Below are 22,500 nucleotides of genomic sequence, written 5' to 3' on the forward strand. Positions count from 1 at the left end.
GGTAATTTTGGCAGATTTGATACCTGTAAGTTACAAATTATTAAAAGGCATGAATGAAAGTCTCATATTGAATGTGATACGTCACAACAAATACGTATCAAGGTCTGAAATAGCAAAGATAACGAATTTGACGCCGCCTACAGTTACGAATATCATAAACAAGCTTTTAGAAGACGGACTTGTGAAAGAAGACAAATTAGGGGAATCCAGCGGTGGCAGGCCACCTGTCATATTGAAGATAAACAATGAAGCTTTTGATATAATCGTGATAATAATCGGTACAGATATAATGGAAGAGTACCTATTGGATGCTGAACTCACCATAAGAGAATCAAAGGTTGATAATATAAAAAAGGAAGATTCGGAAAGCATATTCAAACTTTTATTCGACAGAATAAGGCATTTAAAAGATATTTCAAAGAAAGAGATAGCAGGGATCGGCATAGTAGTTAGAGGTCCTGTAAAGTCAAGCGAAGGCATATCCGTATTTTCTCCTAACATAGGGTGGAAAAATGTGCCTATAAAGGACATGATAGAAAAAGAATTTGGGATTCCTACGTTTGTTGAAAATGACGTGAGAGCCATGGCTTTAGGCGAATTCTACAACGGAATTGCTAAAAATGTCGGCAATGTCGTGTTTTTAAAAGTAGGACATGGAATAGGTTCTACAATAATATTGGATGGCAAAATATACAGAGGAATTAACGACATGGCTGGTGAGATAGGACATACTACAATCGACGTTGCCGGCCCTAAATGCAGTTGCGGCAATTATGGATGTTTTGAAGCTTTGGCATCTGAAAAAGCATTGGTAAACAATGTGGTAAAAAGGATAAAAGAGGGATCTTATTCTCTTGTATCTGAATACGTCAACGGAGACTTGGAAAATATAACAACCAGATTTGTGTACAAAGCGGCGGAAGAAGGGGATGAAGTTGCTTTATCTGAGTTAAACAAGATCGCCATTTACTTAGGCATAGGCATTGCAAATATAGTCAATGTCTTTAGCCCAGAGTTGGTGCTTATATCAGGAGGAATAGTGAGAGGTCGAAAGTTTATAGAAGACGTTGTATTGGATACTATTAAAAGGAGATCTTTTGAAGCAAATTATTCATCCTGCAGCATTGCCTTTTCAAATCCAGATTACAATACGGCCTTGATGGGTATATCAAATATAATATTAGATAGTATTTTGTAATGCTATCTAATATTTTTTTGTCATTGAAAAATCTGTACATACCATTTATAATTGAAGTATAGACTGATATAGGAGAGGTAAACGATGTTTGGAAATTTTTTTAATAGAATGTACTATGGCGATCCACATAGACCTGATTTAAAAGCTGATGATATTCCTAAGAAGGGTATGTCTTTGTTTTTTGACATTTTAAAGAACAATTTCTGGCAACTTATAAGCCTTAATCTTTTATTAATTGTATCGTGTATACCTATCGTGACGATAGGACCTGCTTTGGCGGGATTTAATAATGTGCTTAGGAATCATGCACTTAATAGAAATGTGTGGCTTTGGAATGATTTCAAAGACGGGTTTGTTAAAAATTTCAAGCAAAGCTTTATAATTACGTTGATAAATGCTTTAGCAGCTTTTATATTAATCAATAATTACAAAATTTATTCTTCATACAGTGCAGGTTTTATAAAAATTGCAGGTAGCTATATTACCATATTTATTGGTTTTATACTTGTTCTCATGAATGTCTATATTTATCCTTTGATGGTTACGTATGATTTAAAGATAAAGCATATATATAAAAATGCTTTGATATTTTCAATCATAAAGTTGCCTCAGACGATAGGCATAGTGCTATTAAGCTTATTATTGGTTGGGCTTTGTATTTTATTTGCGTTTATTCCGCTTATTGTCATTGGATTTAGCTTAGTTGGGCTTGCCATAAACGTGTATGATAGAGGTGTGTTTGAGAAGTATATTGATAGCAGAGTCAATCAAGAAAACAAAAAAATGGAAGATAAACCTGAAGATCAGTAGGATGCATAAAACTTTCCATAATGGATAATATAACTAACGTTAGTTTATATTACACATTATGGAAGGAGCAAAATATATATGGAAAATAAGGAAAGCATAATGAAAGTTTTATCAGATGGCATAAACAGTGAAGCGCTGGCGATTGAACAGTACATGGCTGATTTGGACAAGATTCGCAATCCTTATGTGAGAAATATCTTTAAGAAAGTGCTGTTTGATGAGAAATCACATCAAAATAGCTTTAAGAGAGCTTATGATTTTTTTGGTAAGACTGGAAACAATGAGCTTACGTGGCAAGACAATGTGTCGATGAGATTTAAGATGTTAGGCAATTTTATGGGTACAAATACTACAAAAGGTTTTTTACTGGGGATAAGTGCTGCAGTTATACTTGCATCTATAGGGCCGAATATAAAAAGGGCTTTGAAGCCAATAGCTGTTGGTGCTGTCTCTGGTGCGATGACGGTATCTGAAAAGATGAAGAATTTAGCAGATGCAGCAAAACAAAACATCGATGTTATTGCAAAAGATGCTGTAAAGTACAAAGACGAGCAGTTATCAAAAATGAGAAGTGATAGTGATGAGATTGCAAAAAGCATCATAGAAGAGCTTCAGAAAGAGCGAGATGATGCATTAAAAGAAGCACAGGATCTAAAAGCGAGGATGGACGCATTAGAAAAAGAAATAAGTGAACTCAGTAAAAATAAAGAGTGATATGGAATGTTTAATGTGAATATAGATAGAGTAAGAGGTGAATCTTATGAAAAAGCCTTTTACTCTTTTTTTAATTTTATTGATTGTTGCTTTTTTAGTCACATGGCCATATTATATGTACTTGTATGAAACAGGCAAAATAAACTTTACACAGACAGATGATGAAGATTACAGGGGGATAATTACATTTTGCGATTTTCCCCATTGGTCAGTCGATGATCCGATAGGTTTTAATTTTATAAAGAAAAAGATACAGGATTTTGAATATTTGCATCCAGGGGTTATAATTGAATTTGAGCCAATTAAAAATGGAAATTTTTATTATGATGTCAATGATATAATTGGCAATAGTAAACCTGATATAATCCCTATAACTTCAGACAGTCCATTTATCTACAATGATAAATTAGAGCCGCTTAACAAATATCTTGATAAAAGTTATAAGAATTTATTAAAAGAAGATGTCCTCAATAGGTTTATTTATAATAATAGTGTTTATGGCATTCCTTTAGGGATGTACACAAGTATCCTTTACATAAACAGCGATTTGTTCAGCAAAAAAGAAGTGGAAGTTCCTCAAAATGGAGAGTGGAGCTATGAAGAGTTTACAGATGATATGACTAAGCTTACATATCAAGAGGGGAAAAAAGAAAAAAAGGATTTCTATGGAATAACTATGTATATGGAAAGAAGCTATAATCTTTGGGGGTTTTTGATGGCAGATGGTGCAAATATATTTGATGATAAAGGAATGGTTTTATTTAAGGGACCACAGGCGGAGTCTGGCCTTAAAAAATTGATAGAATTATACTCAAAAGGTGCGATAGATCCTGTGTCTTTTAGTGGTGATTATGGCAAAATATGGGATAGTTTTGCAGTTAATAAAGAAAGCGCTGCCTTGGTCGATGAAAGTTACAAAGTCCAATACCTTAAATACCTTGAAAACAAGAATAAACTTTTTCAGTTTGATATTGTGTTGTATCCAGAAGGAGATGGCGATGTACCTATCACAATGTCTCCCAAAATTTACGGTTACGGCATCACAAAGCAGAGCGATAAAAAGAAATTGGATATGGCGTTTAAATTTGTGAAATTTATTGTAGATTCTCAAGAAAACGTGGAGAAAATAGGGTATATTCCAGTAAAGAAGGATGTACCTATAACCGATGAAATTATGAAGAAAATTGACATGGCAGTGAAGTATACTGATAATATACCGAAGAATTGGCATGACAAAAATATTATGATCAATAAAGCCTTAATAGATGGATTAAAAAATAAAGAAAGCGAAAAAGTGATTTTGGAAAGAATCCAAAAAGCATTAAATTAGTAGCGGCTGTTTATAGTATTTTTCGTAATCAAAACCATCTTTGCCGTAAAATTATTGTTGCGAAGCCGCTTAAACCCTTCAGGGTGAAATATGCCTAAAAGAAAGCTTTCATAATGGGTGATTATGAATCTTTCAAGAGGTGATTTCATATCCATTACTTCAAAGCCCAGCATTTCCACACCTTGATTAAAAAGTGTGTATCCCATAAATACATTTACATCATCAAAATCATGATTTTCATTGATATAATTTTTTAACGCTTTTAAAGATTTTTTAAATCTTTTTAGCGCTATGATGCCAACGGCGATAGGCGAATTGCTTCTGGACGTTATCTCTGTGAGGACTTTATTGTTTAAATGAAGCTCGGCAAATTTATCGCCTTTATTTAGAACTGTGCCATCTTTCAGCACGATCTTTTTGCCTTTGTATTTCTTTATTGCGATTCTTATTTCAGAATCATCTCCGCCTACTGTATGGATATTATTTAATTTTGCAAATACAAATTCCCACAAAGACCAAATGTACATAAAAATCTTTTTCATAATGATTACCCCGTTTACGAAAAAATAAATTTGTTTATATCGACAATTTCTAAGTTTTTCTCTTTTATTCCACTTATTATCTTATCAAGAGCTATAAGCATTGTTTCAGGAGCTTCTTTGTCTGACCCTATGTTGTCGCTGCTATCGTGAAATATCAAAATGTTTCCGCCTTTTACTTTGTTTAATACGCGATTTACTATTAAACTTGGGTCTTTTACTTTCCAATCCCAGCTCATGTAGCTCCACAAAATTATTTTAATACCTAATTTTTTTGAATACCGATAAATAAAAGTTGTAAATAATCCCCATGGCGGTCTATAATATGAAGGATACTTTCCAGTAATCTGAGAGATAATTTCAACCGATCTCAATAATTCCTTGTACGTAGCAACAGGTCCCAAAAACCAGTTTATGTGATGCTTATAACCATGGATGCCTATTTCATGACCTCTATTTACGATTTCTTTGGCTAAATCTGGATACTTTTCGACTTTGTCTGCTAACAAAAAAAAGCACGCTTTAACATTGTATTTATCCAAAAGGGACAAAAGTGTAGGCGTGTATTCGGGATCTGGACCGTCATCAAAAGTAATCGCTATCCATGGTACTTTCTTTTTTCTGCTTGTATATATAACATTGTAGTGGAAAATACGGCCCAGCATAGTAGGAAGCAGTGCTACTAAGACTAAGTAAAGTATGTAAATTTTTATCATGAATTTTATCATTCCGCTAGTTTCCCCCTTACAATAAGATTATATACGTAAAAAATGAATCTTACAAGTTTATAGTGCTTGAAATGAATGCTAATGCTATTTTGCTTGAAGAGTTTAGAAAAAAAATTTATAATAAAAAGAGGCGAATTTAACTTAATTGAGAGGATTGTTTAGATAATGAGACATTTTATAAAAAAGTTTGTAGCAATTATTGTGATAATATTTATCTCTGTATCCGTTGTAGGGTGTGGCAACAGTGATCAACAGTATACACGTACTGATTTTATGATGGATACTGTCATGCAAGTTACTGCATACGGAAGAAATGCAAAAGAAGCAGTTGACGAGTCTATGAACAAATTGAAAGAAATCGACAACCTTATGAGCAGCCAGAAAAGCGGCAGCGACATACAAAAGATAAATGACAATGCTGGTGTAAAGTATGTGAAAGTAAATCCAGAGACATTTTACGTAATAAAGACAGCATTGAAGTACGGGAAAATAAGTGGTGGCTATTTCGATATAACTATCGCTCCGTTGGTGAATTTGTGGGGTATCGGCACTGATCATGCCCATGTTCCCACGGAAAGCCAAATTAAGGATGCTATGAAATACATAAATTACAAAGATGTATTGCTGAATGAGAAGAATGATGAGGTTAAATTAAGCAGAAAAGGCATGGCAATCGATTTGGGAGGAATTGCTAAAGGCTTTGCTGCTGACGAACTGGAAAGTATAATGAAAAAGAATGGTGTAAAACACGCACTTATAAATTTAGGTGGCAGCAGCGTATACCTTTATGGTTCAAAGCCAGATGGCTCCAATTGGAATATAGGAATACAGAATCCTTTTGGAGATAAGGGTACGTATTTTGCCATTGTTTCAGGCAAAGACATGCTTATTGACACATCTGGCAATTATGAAAGGTATTTTATTCAAAACGGGAAAAGATACCATCACATATTAAATCCTTTTACAGGTTATCCTGCAGAAAGCGGCGTCGTCAGTACAACAATAGTTTCTACTAATATTAAGTCTATTGATGCTGATGCTTTATCTACAATCACCTTTATTTTAGGTGTTGACAAAGGGATGAAATTGATAGAGAGTATGCCTGGCGTAGACGCAATCTTTGTTACACCAGATTATAAAGTATATGCGACATCAGGACTTAAAGGAAAATTAAAGATAACAGATTCGAGGTTTAAGCTGTATGAAAATAGGTGATAAAATTTTAATAGGAGTGCTTTTGATTATTTCTCTTGTTTCTGCTTATTTTGCTTATGACAAGGCGCTATCAAGAACTGGTACCAATGTTGTAATAGAAGTAAATGGTTCTAAGTACCAAGAATTGCCGCTGAATGTGGATAAAACAGTGACAATTCGTAATGGCCAGCATTTAAATGTCGTTGAGATAAAAAATGGTAAAGTAAGAATGAAAGAAGCCAATTGTCCAGATCAGATATGTGTTAAAACAGGCTGGATAGAAAAAGAAGGACAGCAAATAGTATGCCTCCCTAATAGAGTAGTGGTGAGAGTTATAGGAGGTAAAAAAGGAGAAGTAGACGACGTAGTATATTAAGTAGCCGCACATTTTAAAATGAACGGCTATTTTTTTATCATAATATATCTTAATGTGTTTGAAAGTATGTCTTTTACGACAGGTGCTGCGATTTCGCCACCCATGTGGCCATTTTTAGTAGGATTTCTTATGACTACTAAGACGGCTACTTGAGGGTTGTCAACAGGTGCAAATGCAGCGAAAGATGCTGTGTATTTCCCGGGTGAATAATTTTCAGTTGTGCCAGATTTTCCTCCTACAGTAAAGCCAGGTATTTGGCATGCTGTTCCTGTCCCCTCATCAACGACTTTTTTAAGCAACTCTTTCATTGTGTTTGACGTATCCTGCGATATAACCTGTCTTATGACTTGAGGTTTAAATTCTTTTATGACTTTATCACCTGATTTTATTTCTTTTACTATATTTGGCTTCATCAAGTATCCACCATTTATAGTTGCTGAAAAAGCATCTATCATTTGAAGTGGTGTTACTGCTATGCCTTGTCCAAAAGACATGGATGCAAGGTCAACAGGATGAACGTTTTTCTCTGGTATTATCATGCCAGATGCTTCACCCGGAAGCTGTATTCCGGTTGGACTTCCAAATCCAAAGGCGTTTATGTACTTGTACAATGTATTTAATTTAAGCCGTTCTACAATTATCTTCATGAATACTGTATCGCTGGACATTGCTACTGCTTGTGAAAAATCGATATTTCCTAATTTTGTCCAGCTATTTATCCTATGGCCTGATACTATGTAGTAACCAGGATCATAAAATTGCTCATTTGGCGTGACTAAAGATTCTTCTAATGCAGCAGATGCTGTTACTACTTTAAATACTGAGCCTGGTTCGTACAGATAAGACACAGCAGGATTTGACCATGTGTCGATGGAACTGACTTTATTTGGATTGTTTGGATCAAAATCAGGAAAATTTGCCATGGCTAAGATATCACCTGTCTTTGGATTCATCACGATTGCTGAAATGCCATTAGCTGGACTGTAAGTTTCATAAGCTTTTTCTATAGCTGTTTCTGCATATCCCTGAATCACTGAGTCGACAGTAAGGACTAAGTCATCACCTTTTTCTGGTTCGTACAATTTTTCGGGAAGTCCTATGACATGACCTACTTCGTCAGTTGTGGCTACTTCTAATCCTGATATTCCTTTTAAATATTTATCAAACGAGTATTCTAACCCATAAAGACCGTTTCCGTCTACACCAGTGAATCCTAATGTCTGTGATAATAGACTACCGTCTGGATAGCTTCTAATGCTTGTATCTTCTACGTATATGCCTGCAAGGTTTAACTTTTTTATCTTGTTTACATTGTCCAATGGGACATTTTTTTTAAGGACAGTCCACTCAGAATTTTTATTGCTGAGAAGCTTATACAGTGAATCTTTTTTCATGCCTAATAAGTTGTACAGTTTGTCTGCGACTGCATCTGGATGTGTTATATTTTTAGGTGCAGCGTACACATCGCCGCCGCTTACATTAGTGGCCAGGATATTTCCATTTGCATCGTAAATAATTCCTCTTTCTGGCTTTAATACTATCTTGGATGTTGTCTGATTTTTGACGGCAAGTGAATATTTTGGAGCCATTACAATCTGTAGCCATACAAGTCGTGCTACAAGACATGCGATTAAAAATAAAAATGTAATTAGTACCAGCAAAATGCGCTTTTTGTTTATTGATGCCAATTGAAAGTATCCCCCTTGTAAGTTTATAATTTTATTTTAAATCAATAATGTGCATATTTCAATTGGTTTACATGAATCTGCATTCGGTAGGTTTCACATCTAAGGCAAATTCTAAGAAAGACGGTGCTCTCATTTTGAAATTTTCTGACCATTCCATGAATTTAACCTTACATACAATAAAAGGCATTATCCATTGAACGTTGTTAATGGCAAGACCGTAAAATTCAGGGTTGACCTTAAGATCGTTGGCAACTTCTAAGAATGATGATAATTCTTTTTGCGATATTCCAGATTCTACATTTCCAATGTGCACAAGTTTGTCATCCTCGTTGTAAAGACCCAAGACTAACGCTGTTTTATCTATTTTATACCCCAATATTACAGCGTTTAGTATTATGTGGTGTTTGAATTTTTGCCATAGACTACTTCTTTTCCCTAAGTAATATTTTGAGTCTGCCTTTTTAGCCATTACTCCTTCCAGTTGCTTTTTACCAGTTTCCGCAAATAAAGTTTTGCCTTGTCCAAATATATAATCAGATATCCTTATTAGATTGCCTTCACTGACGATTTTACTTAAAATTTCTTTGCGCTTAATCAGTGGGTAGTTTAATAGCTCTTTTCCATCAACATATATTACATCCCATGTTATAAATATTGCGGGATTGTATTTACTTAAAAGTTCTATTTTTAGTTTGTTTTGTTGGTGTTTTCGCATCATTATGTTTCTATAACTTGGTTTATTGTCTTTTAGAACGATTAGCTCGCCATCAAGTATGGCTTCATTTGATTTTAGACATTTATTTACTTCCATAAGTTCTGGGAATTGGTGGCTTATATCTACTAGCCTTCTGTCTTGAAGTTTTGTAGTAGATGAAAGAAATGCTATTGTTCTCGAACCATCCCATTTGATTTCATACACCCAACTTGGATCGTCAAATACATTTCCCGATATAGCCAGCATAGGAGAAATTTTTTCATCCATCAGGGACATCTTTATGCACCTTTTTTCTTTTTTGATTTTTTTGCAATGTTTTCTCCTTTTACTGATTCGATGCTGGCTTTTAATGCGCTTACAAGGTCCAGGACATTTTCTTCTTTTGGCGATTCAGGTATTTCAATTTTTCTATCTTGAATTTTTGACTCGATTATTTCGATCAGGGCTTTTCTGTAGTTGTCATCATATTTTTCAGGGGAAAAATCAGATGTCAGAGTATCCACAAGTTTTATAGCCATTTTCACCTCATTTTCGTGAAGATCTACATTGCGGATAGGTGGAAGCTCATTTGTACTTCTTATTTCATCAGGAAAGTGCATTGTTTCCATAACCATGTAGTTGTCATTGAAAACTCTTATGCAGGCTAAATCTTGCTTTGAGCGGATTACTACCCGCGCGACTGCTACACGGTTTAATTTCTTCATAGAATCTCTTAGAAGTACGTATGGTTTTGCACCTATTTCATCTGGTGCGATGTAGTATGTCTTATCGAAATATATGGGATCTATTTGCCTTAAATCTGTAAAATCGATAATATCTATCGTTTTAACTGTTGACTTTGGAATTCTCTCTAAGTCTTCTTCATCTATGATGACAAATTTTCCTGGTTCATATTCATAGCCTTTTACGATTTCTTCATCAGAAACTTCTTTATTGCACACAGGGCAAATCTTCTCGTATTTTATAGGTGATTTGCAGTCCTTGTGAAGCTGTCTAAAATGGATGGAGTTGTCTTCTGTGGCTGCATAAAGTTTTATGGGGATGCTGACAAGGCCAAAGCTGATGGCACCCTTCCACATCGAGCGCATTTTTTCACCTTCTTTCGATATTTATTAATTAGTATAACCATGAAAAACTCACAATCTTCAGGTAATTTATGGAATGTGGTTGACTTTGATACAATTTGCCTATATAATATTAATAATTATTAAAAATATAAATTTTTTATTAAATTTATTAAAATAAACATCATGCTTTGACAGCATCACGATAAACGAAAACTATCACGTTAGACAGCAGTAATCGTGATATAATTAGATTATACGGCACAGAGACCGAGTTTTATTTGGGATTTTCAAACCCGTAAAATAAACTGATCGGGCTTCCTTTTTGTACCACCATCTGTCCAGAACAAAATGTTCAAAAGGACGCATAGTAAAATAAGGAAATATAAGGGAGCCACGCCGTAAAATCTTCCTTTATGAGGTGAAAGGTTATGGATAGATTATACGAGCGTTGTTGTGGGATTGATGTACACAAAAAAATGATAGTTGCTTGCTTTAAACATGGCAATGATCAGGAAATCCGTGAGTACGGAACAACAACAGCAGAATTAAGAGAGCTCACTGCATGGCTACTTAATGAAAAGTGTGAAATGATAGCTATGGAAAGCACTGCTTCTTATTGGAAACCATTATACAACATATTCGAGCTTTCCGGATTAGATGCTATAGTAGTAAATGCAAGAGACATGAAAGCTGTTCCTGGACGGAAAACAGATGTAAAAGACGCAGAATGGATTGCAGATCTTCTCCAGCATGGTTTGCTCAAGGCTAGCTATGTTCCTGATAGAGAGCAAAGAGAATTGCGTGAAGCATCTCGCTATCGCAAAAGCCTAATTGAGGAACGAGCACGTGAATTGAATCGACTGCAAAAAATGTTAGAAGGAGCTAATATCAAATTATCTAGCTTTACTTCCGATATCAATGGCAAAAGCTCCAGGAGAATATTAAATGCTCTTTTAGAAGGCAAGAAATTAGATGAAGAACAACTTCAAGAATTGCTTCACGGTTCAATGCATAAAAAAATTCCTGAAATTATGAAAGCAGTGGATGGTGTACTTACTCCCCTTCAGAAACAATTAATTAAAAATATCATTGACCATATAGATGATATGGGTAGACGTATAGAAGATATGGATAAACTAATTTCGAATTACTTGGACAAATATCAAAAAGCAATTAAACAGATTGATGAAGTTCCAGGCATAGGAATACAAAGTGCAGAAACGATTCTAGCGGAAATTGGATTAGAAATGAAGCGCTTTCCGAGTGATGCGCATATATCAAGTTGGGCAGGGCTTTCCCCAGGCAACAATGAAAGTGCAGGCAAACGACGAAACAGCAAAACGACGAAGGGGAATAAGACATTAAAAACCACCTTAATTCAATGTGCAAAATCTGCAGTAAAAAAAGAAGGAACATTCTTTTATGCACAATACCAACGTTTAGTTGTAAGACGCGGAAAGAACCGTGCAATAGTGGCAGTAGCTCACTCAATGTTGATTGCCATTTACCATATGCTTAAAGAAAATAAACCGTATAAAGAGCTTGGAGAAGATTATTATAATCAGTTTAACAAGGAGCGAAAGATTAATTCCTACCTAAAAAAACTATATGCATTAGGATGGGAACCTGAAATTGCCACACAACAAATATAAATATTACCATTAATTCCCTTTAAAGTCTATTTTTAAAGCTGGAGGGGAAGTCTGCGCTTTTTTAGCTACTTATATAATAAGTTTTCATAGTAAAATAAAACATGCCTAATCGAAAGAGCGGGGGATATCTTTGGGGTGAATCCGCGTATGCGGTAGGGTTGCTCTTTACCGAACCCGTCAACTAACCTCGTAGGCATAAAGAGAGGATGAATGAGTTGAATTACAAAAAAATAGTGGCAACAGCGGTAGTGTCAATAACACTTATGCAAGCGCCAAGTGCATTTGCGATGGAGCTTTTGAAATACGGTTCAAAAGGACAAGCGGTGGTTAGCCTGCAGCAAACGTTAAACAGACTTGGCTATAGCACAGGTGGTATTGACGGAATATTTGGCAGCAAGACAAAAAGCGCAGTGATCGCACTGCAGAGAAGGTATGGACTATCTCCTGATGGAATTGTAGGACCAGCTACAGAGGCAGTATTAAATAGGACGACTGTAACTGGCGTTTCATCAAGGGGTGGTTATGAGCGCCCATCAAATTTTGACATAGTAAGTATTGCAGAAAGATATCTTGGAGTACCGTATGTTTTTGGTGGTACTACACCTGCAGGTTTTGATTGCTCTGGATTTGTTCAATACGTGTTTAGGCAAGCTGGAAAAAGCATCGGCAGAACTACGTATGACCAGTATGCAGGTGGTAGAGCTGTAAGCTTATCTGATCTTCAGCCAGGCGATATATTGTTTTTCTCTACATCAGGCGGTGGTCCTACACATGAAGGTATATACATAGGAGATAATCGTTTAATACACATGAGCGATTCCCTTAATAAGGCTGCTATTGCAGATTTTAGCGGTTGGTTTAGGACGTACTATATAGGCGCAAGAAGATATTATTAAAATTTAAAAGAGAGCATCTATATAGAGGCGTATATGTTTTTGATTTAACATATGCGCCTCTTTTATTTTTAGAAATTCAATAAAGTCTTAAATGGAAATCTTTGTTTTGCTGAAAAGTGATGGCACAAATAACTGATTATTATAAATTTTCTACATTGACTTTTTATAACTCGCAATTACCAAAACGTTTGTTCGTTTAATATAATTAAAACACAGTGCTGCACTGAAAGGGACCGGTCCTCACTTATGTGAGGTGTGTAGTAGATGATAAGTTATAATGAACTGTGCTTTAAGGCTAAAAGTGGTGATAAGGATTCTGTCTATGAGATTTTAAAAAAGTTTAATCCTCTTTTGATAAAATTAGCAAAAAAGTTTCCATACGACAGTTTTGATGATATGCTTCAAGACGGAAGAGAAGTGCTTATTGCTGCTATCCATCAGTTTGATGAGAAAAAAGGCAAGGAATTCATAGCATATAGCAGTATGCAGCTTAAATTTTACTTTTTAAATGCCTACAGAAAGAAAAAATCTTTTCTCTCTTTGAATGTAAAGGCAGATGAGGAGGAAAATGAGATCATCGATTTGATAGAGAGCGATGAACTTACGCCAGAAGAAAAATTTTTTAATGATATCATGAGAAAGGATTTAAAGGAAGCTTTGAATGGCCTTACTGGAAAGCAGAAAAACATAATAATGCTTTACTTTTTCGAAAGGAAGACACTTGTTGAAATATCAAAAGAATTGGGAGTAGGCTATCAAAGCGTTGTTAAACTTAAAGACAGAGCTTTAGATAGATTAAGATTTTTGATAAAAAATGATATAATTATGTAAAACGGCTTGAAAGGATGATGTATACTTGGAAGCTAAAAATCTCGGCATAAATGAAGAATTATTCAAAGAAATAATCGAGCTGAATCAAAAAGCTCAGTTTCACAATCTAATCGGCATGGAGATTGCTGAGCTTGGCAGTGGTAAAGTGACGATGGAAATGACGATTTCCGAGAAACATCTAAATATCTTTGAGATTGCTCACGGCGGTGTATTGTTTTCTCTCATGGATACGGCTATGGGGATTGCTGCGAAAACGATGGGGAAAAACATGGTGACTCTCGAGATGAATATAAACTATATAAAGCCCTTAAAAGCCAAAGACAGAATCAAGGCAATAGGGAAGATTATCCACATGGGCAAGACGACTGCTGTTGCAGTATGTGATGCATACAATCAGGATGGCAAGCTTGTGGGATCTTCCCGCGAGACATTTTACTGCATAGATTAAATGGTATACAATAAAAATAAGATGAAAGGAGGCCATGAAAATGAATTTTGATAGTTTTTTGTACAATACAAGACCTTTTTTAAATTATTTGTTTGATTTTTATAGCAATTTAGATGACATGAAGTTAAGCACCGTCATAAAAGATGCTGGGAGTGCTGACAATGTGTCGATTATCGTCGTTGATATGATAAACGGTTTTTGCAAAAGTGGGGCTTTGTCCAGTCCTCGAATAGGAGGGATTATAGAGCATATAAAGAGCCTCATTAAAGCTTCATACAGGATGGGCATAAAAAATGTGATGTTTGTAAATGATGCCCATGTGAAAGGTGCAACAGAATTTGTTGATTATCCAGAGCATTGTGTCAAAGGAACAGATGAAAGCCGTATCGTAGAGGAGCTTTTAGAGGTGGTTAAGGACAAGCCAAATGTGTACGAGAAAAATTCGTTAAACGTGTTTTTCGGCGGAGAAGACGGTGATGGAAATGAGTTTTTGAAGAAGGTATTCACCATGTTAAAAGGAGGTAAATCTACATTTATCATCGTTGGCAATTGCACTGATTTGTGTGTGTATCAGACGGCGATTTCTATAAAGATGATTGCAAACGCCAATAATTTAAGTGCCAATGTGATTGTGCCTGAAAATTGTGTTGAGACTTACGATATAAGCGTAAAGACGGCGGAAAGGCTTAAAATAGTCCCGCATGATGGTGACTTAACACATACTATGTTTCTATACCACATGAAGCTTAATGGCATAAATATTGTCAAAGAACTGCTGGAAGAATAAAATAAAAAGTTTTAAAGAGCTCTTTAACGTATAAAGGGCTCTTTTTATTAATAAATATTTATAAGATATTTATATTTTATTTATCAGTTGTAATGCTCTTGTAATATTGATAATATATAATGGATTTATAGAAAAATGGCTATTTGAGATGATTGATGAAGAATTTTGTTACAAATTGCTTTTTATTGTGAGGGATCTTAGGAGGGGATTTCAGTGCCAAAGCCTTTAAATGAAAACGCAAGATACATGGCAGGACTTGACGGACTCCGTGCTTTAGCTGTGCTTGCTGTCATTGGATATCATCTTAATCTGACTTTTTTGCAGGGTGGTTTTTTTGGCGTCAGCATATTTTTTGTGTTATCAGGATACTTGATTACAAATATAATTGCATCGGAGTGGGAGAAAAACAATAAAGTTGATTTAAAAAATTTTTGGAAGCGCAGAATGTTGAGGCTATTTCCAGCTCTTTTTATTATGGTAATTGTAGTCGCTTCTTATGTTACGCTTTTCGATGCTTCAAGGCTTTCATCTATTAAAGGTGATGCCATAACAAGTTTGCTTTATGTCAACAATTGGTGGCTGATATTCCATAAAGTATCTTACTTTGCTAAGTTTGGACCACAATCGACGTTTGGCAATCTATGGTCACTGGCTGTTGAAGGACAGTTTTACCTCATTTGGCCGTTAGCATTGATTGCGGCATTTAAGTATATAAAGAAGAAAAAGTATATCTTTATTATCACTTTGCTGCTTTCTGTACTTTCTGCTTTAGTAATGGGCGTAATGTACACACCAGGCATGGATCCCAGCCGTGTATATTATGGCACTGATACCAGGGCTTTTGGGCTTCTTTTAGGATCGGCTTTAGCATTGATTCTTCCCAGCAATAAATTTTCCAGCAATGAAGCTAAAAGAAAAGTATTGATTTATGATGTGATTGGATTTTTGGCAATAGCTTTGATTTTTGCTATGCTTATGTACGTCAATCAATACGATTCTTTTGTATATAGAGGTGGCATGTATTTGCTATCTGCAATAACTGCTGTGGTGGTAGCTGTGTCAGCACATCCTAAAAGCTTTTTAGGGAAAATATTAGGATGCGCTCCATTAAGATGGTTGGGAGCAAGGTCGTACGGAGTATATCTTTGGTACTTTCCAGTGCTTATTTTGACGACACCGCCTGTAGATACAAAAGGCTTAAATCCTATTCGGGCGCTGCTACAGGTATTTATGATTATCGCTATTTCTGCTTTGTCATGGAAATACGTAGAGGATCCAATAAGACATGGCGCACTTAAAAAAATCATAAACGACTTAAAATCATTAAGATTTAAAAAAGGGAAAATATTACCTACACTTAAAACATCTGCTTTAGTTTCATTATCCGTATGTTTAATGGGCATTTTTATTGCCGGTATGAGTGGAATCATACCGGCCAACGCATCAGTTTCGTTAAATTCAGGTTCTGCAAATGGTGCTTCAGATTCACCATCTTATATAGAAAGCAGTAGCAATATAGGCAGTGATGTGCATGACTACAATGATAATCTGCCAGATAATAGGAGAGATGTTAAGTACTATCCGTATAAAGGCGGAAATCCCAGCTCAGCGGCATCAAATAACAGTGATTCTATAATTAGCCCTGTACAGGATGGAAAGGGTATAACCATAATAGGCGATTCGATATTGATAGATACAAAGCCTTACTTGGAAGAGATGCTGCCGGGAATCACGATTGATGGCAAAGTAGGAAGACAAATGTATCAAGCAAAAGATGTCGTGAAAAACCTCAAAGCGAAAGGAAAAATAGACACATTGATAGTTGAGTTGGGGACAAATGGGCCTTTCACTGAAGACCAGCTTTTATCGTTTTTAAAGAGCGCAGAGCCTGTAAAACGCGTAATATTGGTAAATGTCCGCGTCCCACGCCCTTGGGAAAGCATCGTCAATGAGACGTTGTCAAAAGTGTCTTCAGAATATCCACACACTACTTTAATTGATTGGTATAAAGCCAGCTATGGACATGATTCATTCTTTTCACCTGATGCGGTTCACTTAGAGCCCAGTGGTGCGAAGTATTTTGCTTCACTTATAGCAAATGAGGTAAAAGAAGACAACTAAAAATGATGTAAAAAGGCTGCATTTTGCAGCCTGTAATTATTCTAAGACTTTTCGAATCTCGTTTAGCTTTGAGCTATTTTTGTACTTCATGTATATATAGAAGGGTATGCCGCACATAAGCATTATAAATCCGTACATGACAGTCTCGGCTCCAGAGCCGTATATTGTCCACATGGCGTATGCAAAGCCTAAAAGCGGAACAATCGAATTCTTTATAAAGCCTAATACGCTGACGTTTTTGTCTCTTTTTATAAGAAGTATCATTTCAGATGCGGCTGTAAAAGCGTACACGGGCAAGAAAGATAAAGTTGCCAACAGTATTATAAAATTAAACGCGGAAACCAGAGATTTTGTGTAATTCATCAGCAACAAAAGATTTACAAGTACCGATCCTATAATCAATGATACGTGAGGAGTCTTGTACTTAGGATGTACTTTTGAAAAAACTTCTGGAAACAGGCCATCTTTCCCTGCCGCATAAGCCACACGAGCTGTAGATAAAAGCCATCCAACGGTTGTGCCAAGCACACTTACGACAGAGCCTACAATTATGACATTCGCAATGTTTTTCCCTAAGAACTGTTTGAGGATGTCTGCTATTGGAGAAGCACTTTTCGCAAGCTGGCTTTGCGGTATTGCACCCATTGCCGAGAGGTTTATGGCTAAGTACATTACTACCGCGATCAAAATTCCGAATATGGTGCTTAACTTTACGTTTTTTTCAGGGTTTTTGATTTCTTCAGCAGTAATTGAGGCTGTTTCAAGTCCTATAAATGCCCATAGTGTTGAAGTAGCTGCTGCAGACAAAGTATTCATGCCTTTTCCTGCAGGAAATAATGGCATCACATTGCTTGACTTGAAATGTACTGCTGATACGATTATGAAGAACAAAAAAAGACATACTTCAAAAACAGTTATAGTTGTTTGAGTTGAGCCAGCTCTTTTTACACCTATAATGTTAATTATTGTAAAAATCCATAATATAGCACTAGTGTATATAAAAGCGGCTAAATGACTTTGTGATAAAATCGGGAATAAGGCGCTTGAGTAACTGGCAACTGCGATAACGACGGCAGCGTTTCCGATCCATGAACCATTCCAGTATAACCACGCATTGATGAAACCTATAAAGTCTCCAAAAGCTAATTTTGAGTATTCATACGGGCCACCAGCTTTTGGAATTCTTGAACCTAAATTTGCAAATGACAATGCCAGCAATATTGATCCAATGCCTGTAACAAGCCATGCCAGTATTGTTGCGCCGGGACCTGATTTAGATGCAAGTGTAGCAGGAAGCATGAATATGCCGGAACCCATCATGTTACCTGTTACAAGTGCTGTGGCGATAAATAGGCCAATGTCTTTTTTAAGCTTTTGTGTTTTGTCCATATAGTACAATTCCTTTCTATAAGTTTTTGAAATAGCATAATTAAATTAGCACAGGAAAGTGAAAAAGTCAATGAATAATTTTGCAAAAATGATATAAAAAATGCAGGATATAAAATCGAGCTTTATAACCCGCATAAATAATATTTATTCAATTGAATTCACATCGTATGGTGTTTTTTGGTATACATAGTAATTTAACCAGTTAGAAAACAATAGATTTGCATGACTTCTCCATTTCACAATTGGCTCATTATTAGGGTCATCTCCTGGGAAATAGTTTTTTGGTATTTTTATAGGAATGCCTTTTTTTAAATCCCTTTCGTATTCGGATTTTAGCGTCAAAGGATCATATTCAGAGTGACCTGTCACAAATATCTGTCTGCCTGATTTTGAAGCTACTATGTATACGCCTGCTTCGTCGGATTCAGAAAGTATTTCAAGGTCATCTACAAGCTCTATATCTTCTTTTCTGACTTCCGTATATCTTGAATGGGGTGCATAAAATTCGTCGTCAAATCCCCTTAATAAGTCGACATTTTTCTTAGATACTCTATGCAAAAATACGCCAAACATTTTCTCTTTCAGAGGATATTTAGGAATGCCATAGTGATAATATAGACCTGCTTGAGCACCCCAGCAAATATGAAAAGTGGAAAATACATTGTGCTTGCTCCATTCCATTATTTCTTCAAGCTCATGCCAATAATCAACATCTGAAAAGTCCAAAGTTTCCACTGGTGCTCCGGTTATTATGAGACCGTCAAATTTTTCATGTTTTACGTCATCAAATGTTTTGTAAAAAGCTTCTAAATACTCTGGCGCAGTGTTTTTAGATTTGTGTGATGCTGCATAGAGAAATTTTAGATCAATTTGCAGTGGATTGTTGCTAAGTAGCCTTAATAGCTGTGTTTCTGTCACACTTTTTGTAGGCATCAAGTTTAAGATGGCGATCTTAAGAGGGCGAATATCTTGATGAATTGCCCTTTCTTCAGCCATTACGAATATATTTTCTTTAGCTAAAATATCGATGGCAGGTAGACCATTTGGTATATTGATGGGCATTTGCAAACCTCCTTCAATGTAAAAAATAAAACACCTCAGAGATGAGGCGTAGATAATCACATCTACTCATCTCCCAAAGCTATAAGCTTTGCAGGAATTAGCACCATTTTCATAAAATATGACGGTTGCCGGGTTTCACAGGGCCAGTCCCTCCACCACTCTTGATGAGTTTTGATTTACGATATTAAATTGTTAAAATAATTATATATTTATTGAAGTTTGATGTCAATAATATGAAGGACACTTTTCGCTAATTCTTATATTGACAATTGTTTGTTTATGAATAGCTTAAAATAATCCAATTTGTGGCTTTTATTTAGTATGTTTTGCAATTATAATTGAATTTAGAGGTGAAAGAAATGTATGATGTAATTATTGTTGGTGGAGGACCTGCAGGATCTACATTAGGAAGAAAGCTGTCTAAAGAAGGATATAAGGTATTGTTGATAGAAAAGCATGTTTTTCCGAGGTACAAAGCCTGCGGTGGCGGAATAACTAAAAGGTGTTACAAATTATTAGATATTGATATAAGCCAATGCGTAGAAGATATTACAAATGAAATCATTTTTAGATTTCCTAATGATAGAACAATAGCTTTGCAGACTGGTGAGCCCATAATATACCAAGTAGATAGGACTAAATTTGATAAATATTTAATAGATAAAGCAGCTTATCATGGGTGTGAAATATATGATGGTGAATTATTTTATGACTTTTATCAGCATGATAAGGGACTTGTCGTTGTGACAGACAGGGGTGAATATGAGACAAAGGTTTTAGTAGGTGCAGATGGAATAAACAGCAATGTGGCACATAAAGCAAACTTAATAAATGGCAAAAAAGGCATAGCACTTGAAGGTGAAGTATACGTGGATAATAGCTTAATCGATGGATTAAAAGGGAAAGTTGTGGTAGATTTCAATGCAATAAGATATGGGTATGGATGGGTATTCCCCAAAGGTGACAGATTGTCTATTGGTGTCGGGACTTTTTTAAACAAAGTTTCAGACATAAAAGAAATGCTATCTAAAATGATAGAGGAAAATGTGGACGGAAATATAAAAGACTGCAAAATTTACGGGCATCAGTTGTCGTTTCCTGATGGGAGCGATGGTGTATTTAACAACGATAAAATAATATTGATTGGAGATGCTACAAGGCTTGCTGATCCATTTACAGGCGAAGGAATATACAATGCTTTGCTTACTGCAGACATATCATTTGATGTTCTAAAAAAGCATTTCAGTGGAGAATGTGGATTGGATGAATACACTATTAGACTCAATAGAGAAGTTGTGCCAGATGTTGGTTGGGCATATAGATTAGCGCAATTTACTTACAATAACATGGATTTCATAGAAAAATCAGTAAGATATTTTCCTAATGTGCTATCATACTTTGTAGATATAATGATGGGTGATAATACATATAAGAATTTTAAATTAAAAGTTCCAATGTATTCACTGCGGGTAATGACTTCTAAGACGAAAATTAAAGTAGAAAAAAACGTGTCATGAAGTAATTGACTTTAAACTGTAGTTAAATTAAACTATTTATAGGTGATACCCCTTATGAGTATATGAAAGGAGAATTTAAATATGGGTTTGTTTGGTTCAAAAGGTGAGACTACAACGATTGATGTGAGAGGCATGTCATGCAACCATTGCAAAATGACTGTAGAGAAAGCATTAAAAGGTCTTGATGGAGTGTCAAAAGCGACAGTAGACTTGGATAAGGCCAATGCAACTGTAACATACGATCCTAAAAAAGTTACTATAGATGACATGAAAAAAGCGATTATTGACGCAGGATATGAAGCTTAATATTTTTATTTATGCTTAACCGCTAATGCGGTTATTTTTTATATTTAATGTATAATAAGTTTAAAAATGTTATTTACAAAAGGCTTTTTTTGCTATATAATTATTACATAAAATCCAATCGGAATAGTATAATTTAAAGGAGAGGATATAATGGCAAAGATTGCAAAAAACCTTACGGATTTAATAGGCAATACGCCGCTATTGGAATTATCAAACTACAATAAAGAAAATAATCTTGAAGCAAGGCTTATAGCAAAATTAGAGTACTTTAATCCATTAAGCAGCGTAAAGGACAGAATCGGATATGCTATGATTAAAGATGCAGAAGAAAAGGGGCTTATAAACAAAGACACTGTTATTATTGAGCCAACCAGTGGCAATACAGGAATAGCGCTGGCTTTTGTTGCAGCGGCTAAGAAATACAGATTAATATTGACTATGCCTGAGACTATGAGCATTGAAAGAAGAAATTTGCTTAAAGCGCTTGGTGCTGAAATAGTTTTGACTCCAGGGGCGGAAGGCATGTCTGGAGCTGTAAAAAAGGCTGAGGAGCTGGCAAAGCAGTACGGAAATGCATTTATACCGCAACAGTTCAAAAACCCTGTCAATCCAGAAATACATAGAAAGACAACAGCAGAAGAAATATGGAGAGACACTGATGGCAATGTGGATATATTTGTTGCAGGCATTGGCACAGGTGGGACAATTACAGGCGTTGGTGAGGTTTTAAAATCAAGGAAACCTGATGTAAAGATTGTAGCAGTTGAGCCTGCTGATTCTCCAGTTCTATCTGGTGGAAGACCTGGTCCACATAAGATACAAGGTATAGGCGCGGGATTTGTACCTGATGTCTTGAATAGAGAAATCATTGATGAGATATACCAGGTTAAGAATAATGAGGCATTTGAGACGTCAAGAGCATTGGCAAAATCTGAAGGATTATTAGTTGGAATATCATCAGGTGCAGCCGCATTTGCAGCGACTCAGATTGCAAAGAGGCCAGAAAATAAAGGCAAGACGATAGTCGTATTGCTTCCCGATACAGGTGAAAGATACCTGTCAACAACACTGTATCAAGATTAATGAAAGGATAGTATATTGATCAAAAAAGTTCTTCCATATTGATGAATAA

22 protein-coding genes and 2 riboswitches are annotated in these 22,500 nt (G+C 35.6%); of the genes, 15 read left to right on the forward strand and 7 right to left on the reverse strand.

Annotated features, from left to right (window positions below; translation table 11 throughout):
• Positions 1 to 7 precede the first annotated feature (7 nt).
• The 4 genes from THEXY_RS02985 to THEXY_RS03000 all read left to right on the forward strand — a co-directional run bounded on the left by THEXY_RS02985 (position 8) and on the right by THEXY_RS03000 (position 4,052).
• Complete coding sequence (locus THEXY_RS02985) at positions 8 to 1,198, forward strand: ROK family transcriptional regulator (protein ID WP_041592192.1); 1,191 nt, start codon at positions 8 to 10, stop codon at positions 1,196 to 1,198.
• Between the two features lie 84 nt (positions 1,199 to 1,282).
• Positions 1,283 to 2,008, forward strand: coding sequence for a YesL family protein (locus THEXY_RS02990; protein ID WP_013787373.1), 726 nt, complete (start codon positions 1,283 to 1,285; stop codon positions 2,006 to 2,008).
• A gap of 78 nt (positions 2,009 to 2,086) precedes the next feature.
• Complete coding sequence (locus THEXY_RS02995; protein ID WP_013787374.1) at positions 2,087 to 2,722, forward strand: ferritin family protein; 636 nt, start codon at positions 2,087 to 2,089, stop codon at positions 2,720 to 2,722.
• Between the two features lie 46 nt (positions 2,723 to 2,768).
• Positions 2,769 to 4,052, forward strand: a complete 1,284-nt coding sequence (locus THEXY_RS03000) for an ABC transporter substrate-binding protein (protein ID WP_013787375.1) — start codon at positions 2,769 to 2,771, stop codon at positions 4,050 to 4,052.
• On the opposite strand, the gene THEXY_RS03005 is transcribed toward THEXY_RS03000, so the two are convergent.
• Both THEXY_RS03005 and THEXY_RS03010 read right to left on the reverse strand, forming a co-directional pair.
• Entirely contained in the window at positions 4,049 to 4,594 is a 546-nt protein-coding gene (locus THEXY_RS03005; RefSeq protein ID WP_013787376.1) for a YkoP family protein, read from the reverse strand. The two genes, THEXY_RS03000 and THEXY_RS03005, sit on opposite strands and share 4 nt — an antisense overlap.
• A 14-nt stretch (positions 4,595 to 4,608) precedes the next feature.
• Positions 4,609 to 5,319, reverse strand: a complete 711-nt coding sequence (locus tag THEXY_RS03010; RefSeq protein ID WP_013787377.1) for a polysaccharide deacetylase family protein — start codon at positions 5,317 to 5,319, stop codon at positions 4,609 to 4,611.
• A gap of 165 nt (positions 5,320 to 5,484) precedes the next feature.
• Between THEXY_RS03010 and THEXY_RS03015 the strand changes: the two genes are divergently transcribed.
• Positions 5,485 to 6,534 (forward strand): FAD:protein FMN transferase, encoded by a 1,050-nt coding sequence (locus THEXY_RS03015; RefSeq protein ID WP_013787378.1) that lies wholly within the window; start codon positions 5,485 to 5,487, stop codon positions 6,532 to 6,534.
• Positions 6,521 to 6,889 (forward strand): NusG domain II-containing protein, encoded by a 369-nt coding sequence (locus THEXY_RS03020; protein WP_013787379.1) that lies wholly within the window; start codon positions 6,521 to 6,523, stop codon positions 6,887 to 6,889. The genes THEXY_RS03015 and THEXY_RS03020 overlap by 14 nt, the downstream gene beginning before the upstream one ends.
• A 26-nt stretch (positions 6,890 to 6,915) precedes the next feature.
• Here the strand turns inward: THEXY_RS03020 and THEXY_RS03025 are convergent, their stop codons facing one another.
• From THEXY_RS03025 to ku, 3 genes are all read right to left on the reverse strand, one after another.
• Positions 6,916 to 8,577, reverse strand: a complete 1,662-nt coding sequence (locus tag THEXY_RS03025; protein WP_013787380.1) for a peptidoglycan D,D-transpeptidase FtsI family protein — start codon at positions 8,575 to 8,577, stop codon at positions 6,916 to 6,918.
• 67 nt (positions 8,578 to 8,644) lie between these two features.
• Positions 8,645 to 9,568 (reverse strand): ATP-dependent DNA ligase, encoded by a 924-nt coding sequence (locus THEXY_RS03030; RefSeq protein ID WP_013787381.1) that lies wholly within the window; start codon positions 9,566 to 9,568, stop codon positions 8,645 to 8,647.
• 2 nt (positions 9,569 to 9,570) lie between these two features.
• Positions 9,571 to 10,380, reverse strand: a complete 810-nt coding sequence (gene ku, locus THEXY_RS03035) for a non-homologous end joining protein Ku (RefSeq protein ID WP_013787382.1) — start codon at positions 10,378 to 10,380, stop codon at positions 9,571 to 9,573.
• Between the two features lie 407 nt (positions 10,381 to 10,787).
• Between ku and THEXY_RS03040 the strand changes: the two genes are divergently transcribed.
• The 6 genes from THEXY_RS03040 to THEXY_RS03065 all read left to right on the forward strand — a co-directional run bounded on the left by THEXY_RS03040 (position 10,788) and on the right by THEXY_RS03065 (position 17,094).
• Positions 10,788 to 12,011, forward strand: coding sequence for an IS110 family RNA-guided transposase (locus THEXY_RS03040; protein ID WP_013787383.1), 1,224 nt, complete (start codon positions 10,788 to 10,790; stop codon positions 12,009 to 12,011).
• A 92-nt stretch (positions 12,012 to 12,103) separates the two neighbouring features.
• Positions 12,104 to 12,221, forward strand: a riboswitch (cyclic di-AMP (ydaO/yuaA leader).
• Positions 12,218 to 12,907: a C40 family peptidase gene (locus tag THEXY_RS03045; protein ID WP_041592062.1), complete on the forward strand. Its 690-nt coding sequence runs from the start codon at positions 12,218 to 12,220 to the stop codon at positions 12,905 to 12,907. It overlaps the preceding riboswitch by 4 nt.
• A 264-nt stretch (positions 12,908 to 13,171) precedes the next feature.
• Entirely contained in the window at positions 13,172 to 13,738 is a 567-nt protein-coding gene (locus tag THEXY_RS03050; RefSeq protein ID WP_013787385.1) for a sigma-70 family RNA polymerase sigma factor, read from the forward strand.
• Between the two features lie 25 nt (positions 13,739 to 13,763).
• Positions 13,764 to 14,186: a PaaI family thioesterase gene (locus THEXY_RS03055; RefSeq protein ID WP_013787386.1), complete on the forward strand. Its 423-nt coding sequence runs from the start codon at positions 13,764 to 13,766 to the stop codon at positions 14,184 to 14,186.
• Positions 14,187 to 14,226: 40 nt separating this feature from the next.
• Positions 14,227 to 14,973 (forward strand): cysteine hydrolase family protein, encoded by a 747-nt coding sequence (locus tag THEXY_RS03060; protein ID WP_013787387.1) that lies wholly within the window; start codon positions 14,227 to 14,229, stop codon positions 14,971 to 14,973.
• Between the two features lie 213 nt (positions 14,974 to 15,186).
• On the forward strand, positions 15,187 to 17,094 hold the full coding sequence (locus tag THEXY_RS03065) for an acyltransferase family protein (RefSeq protein ID WP_013787388.1): 1,908 nt from the start codon (positions 15,187 to 15,189) through the stop codon (positions 17,092 to 17,094).
• 36 nt (positions 17,095 to 17,130) lie between these two features.
• Here THEXY_RS03065 and THEXY_RS03070 read toward each other — a convergent pair whose 3' ends face one another.
• Both THEXY_RS03070 and metA read right to left on the reverse strand, forming a co-directional pair.
• The gene (locus THEXY_RS03070; protein WP_013787389.1) at positions 17,131 to 18,483 is read right to left on the reverse strand and encodes an APC family permease; all 1,353 of its coding nucleotides are present in this window, start codon (positions 18,481 to 18,483) and stop codon (positions 17,131 to 17,133) included.
• Between the two features lie 144 nt (positions 18,484 to 18,627).
• Entirely contained in the window at positions 18,628 to 19,545 is a 918-nt protein-coding gene (gene metA / locus THEXY_RS03075; RefSeq protein ID WP_013787390.1) for a homoserine O-acetyltransferase MetA, read from the reverse strand.
• Between the two features lie 63 nt (positions 19,546 to 19,608).
• Positions 19,609 to 19,716, reverse strand: a riboswitch (SAM riboswitch).
• 188 nt (positions 19,717 to 19,904) lie between these two features.
• On the opposite strand from metA, the gene THEXY_RS03080 reads away from it, so the two are divergent.
• From THEXY_RS03080 to cysK, 3 genes are all read left to right on the forward strand, one after another.
• Positions 19,905 to 21,062 (forward strand): geranylgeranyl reductase family protein, encoded by a 1,158-nt coding sequence (locus THEXY_RS03080; protein ID WP_013787391.1) that lies wholly within the window; start codon positions 19,905 to 19,907, stop codon positions 21,060 to 21,062.
• A gap of 81 nt (positions 21,063 to 21,143) precedes the next feature.
• The gene (locus THEXY_RS03085) at positions 21,144 to 21,368 is read left to right on the forward strand and encodes a copper ion binding protein (protein WP_013787392.1); all 225 of its coding nucleotides are present in this window, start codon (positions 21,144 to 21,146) and stop codon (positions 21,366 to 21,368) included.
• A gap of 150 nt (positions 21,369 to 21,518) precedes the next feature.
• Positions 21,519 to 22,451, forward strand: coding sequence for a cysteine synthase A (gene cysK / locus THEXY_RS03090; RefSeq protein WP_013787393.1), 933 nt, complete (start codon positions 21,519 to 21,521; stop codon positions 22,449 to 22,451).
• Positions 22,452 to 22,500: the final 49 nt, after the last annotated feature.

It is taken from the genome of Thermoanaerobacterium xylanolyticum LX-11 (assembly GCF_000189775.2).
GTDB classification, from domain to species: Bacteria; Bacillota; Thermoanaerobacteria; order Thermoanaerobacterales; family Thermoanaerobacteraceae; genus Thermoanaerobacterium; species Thermoanaerobacterium thermosulfurigenes.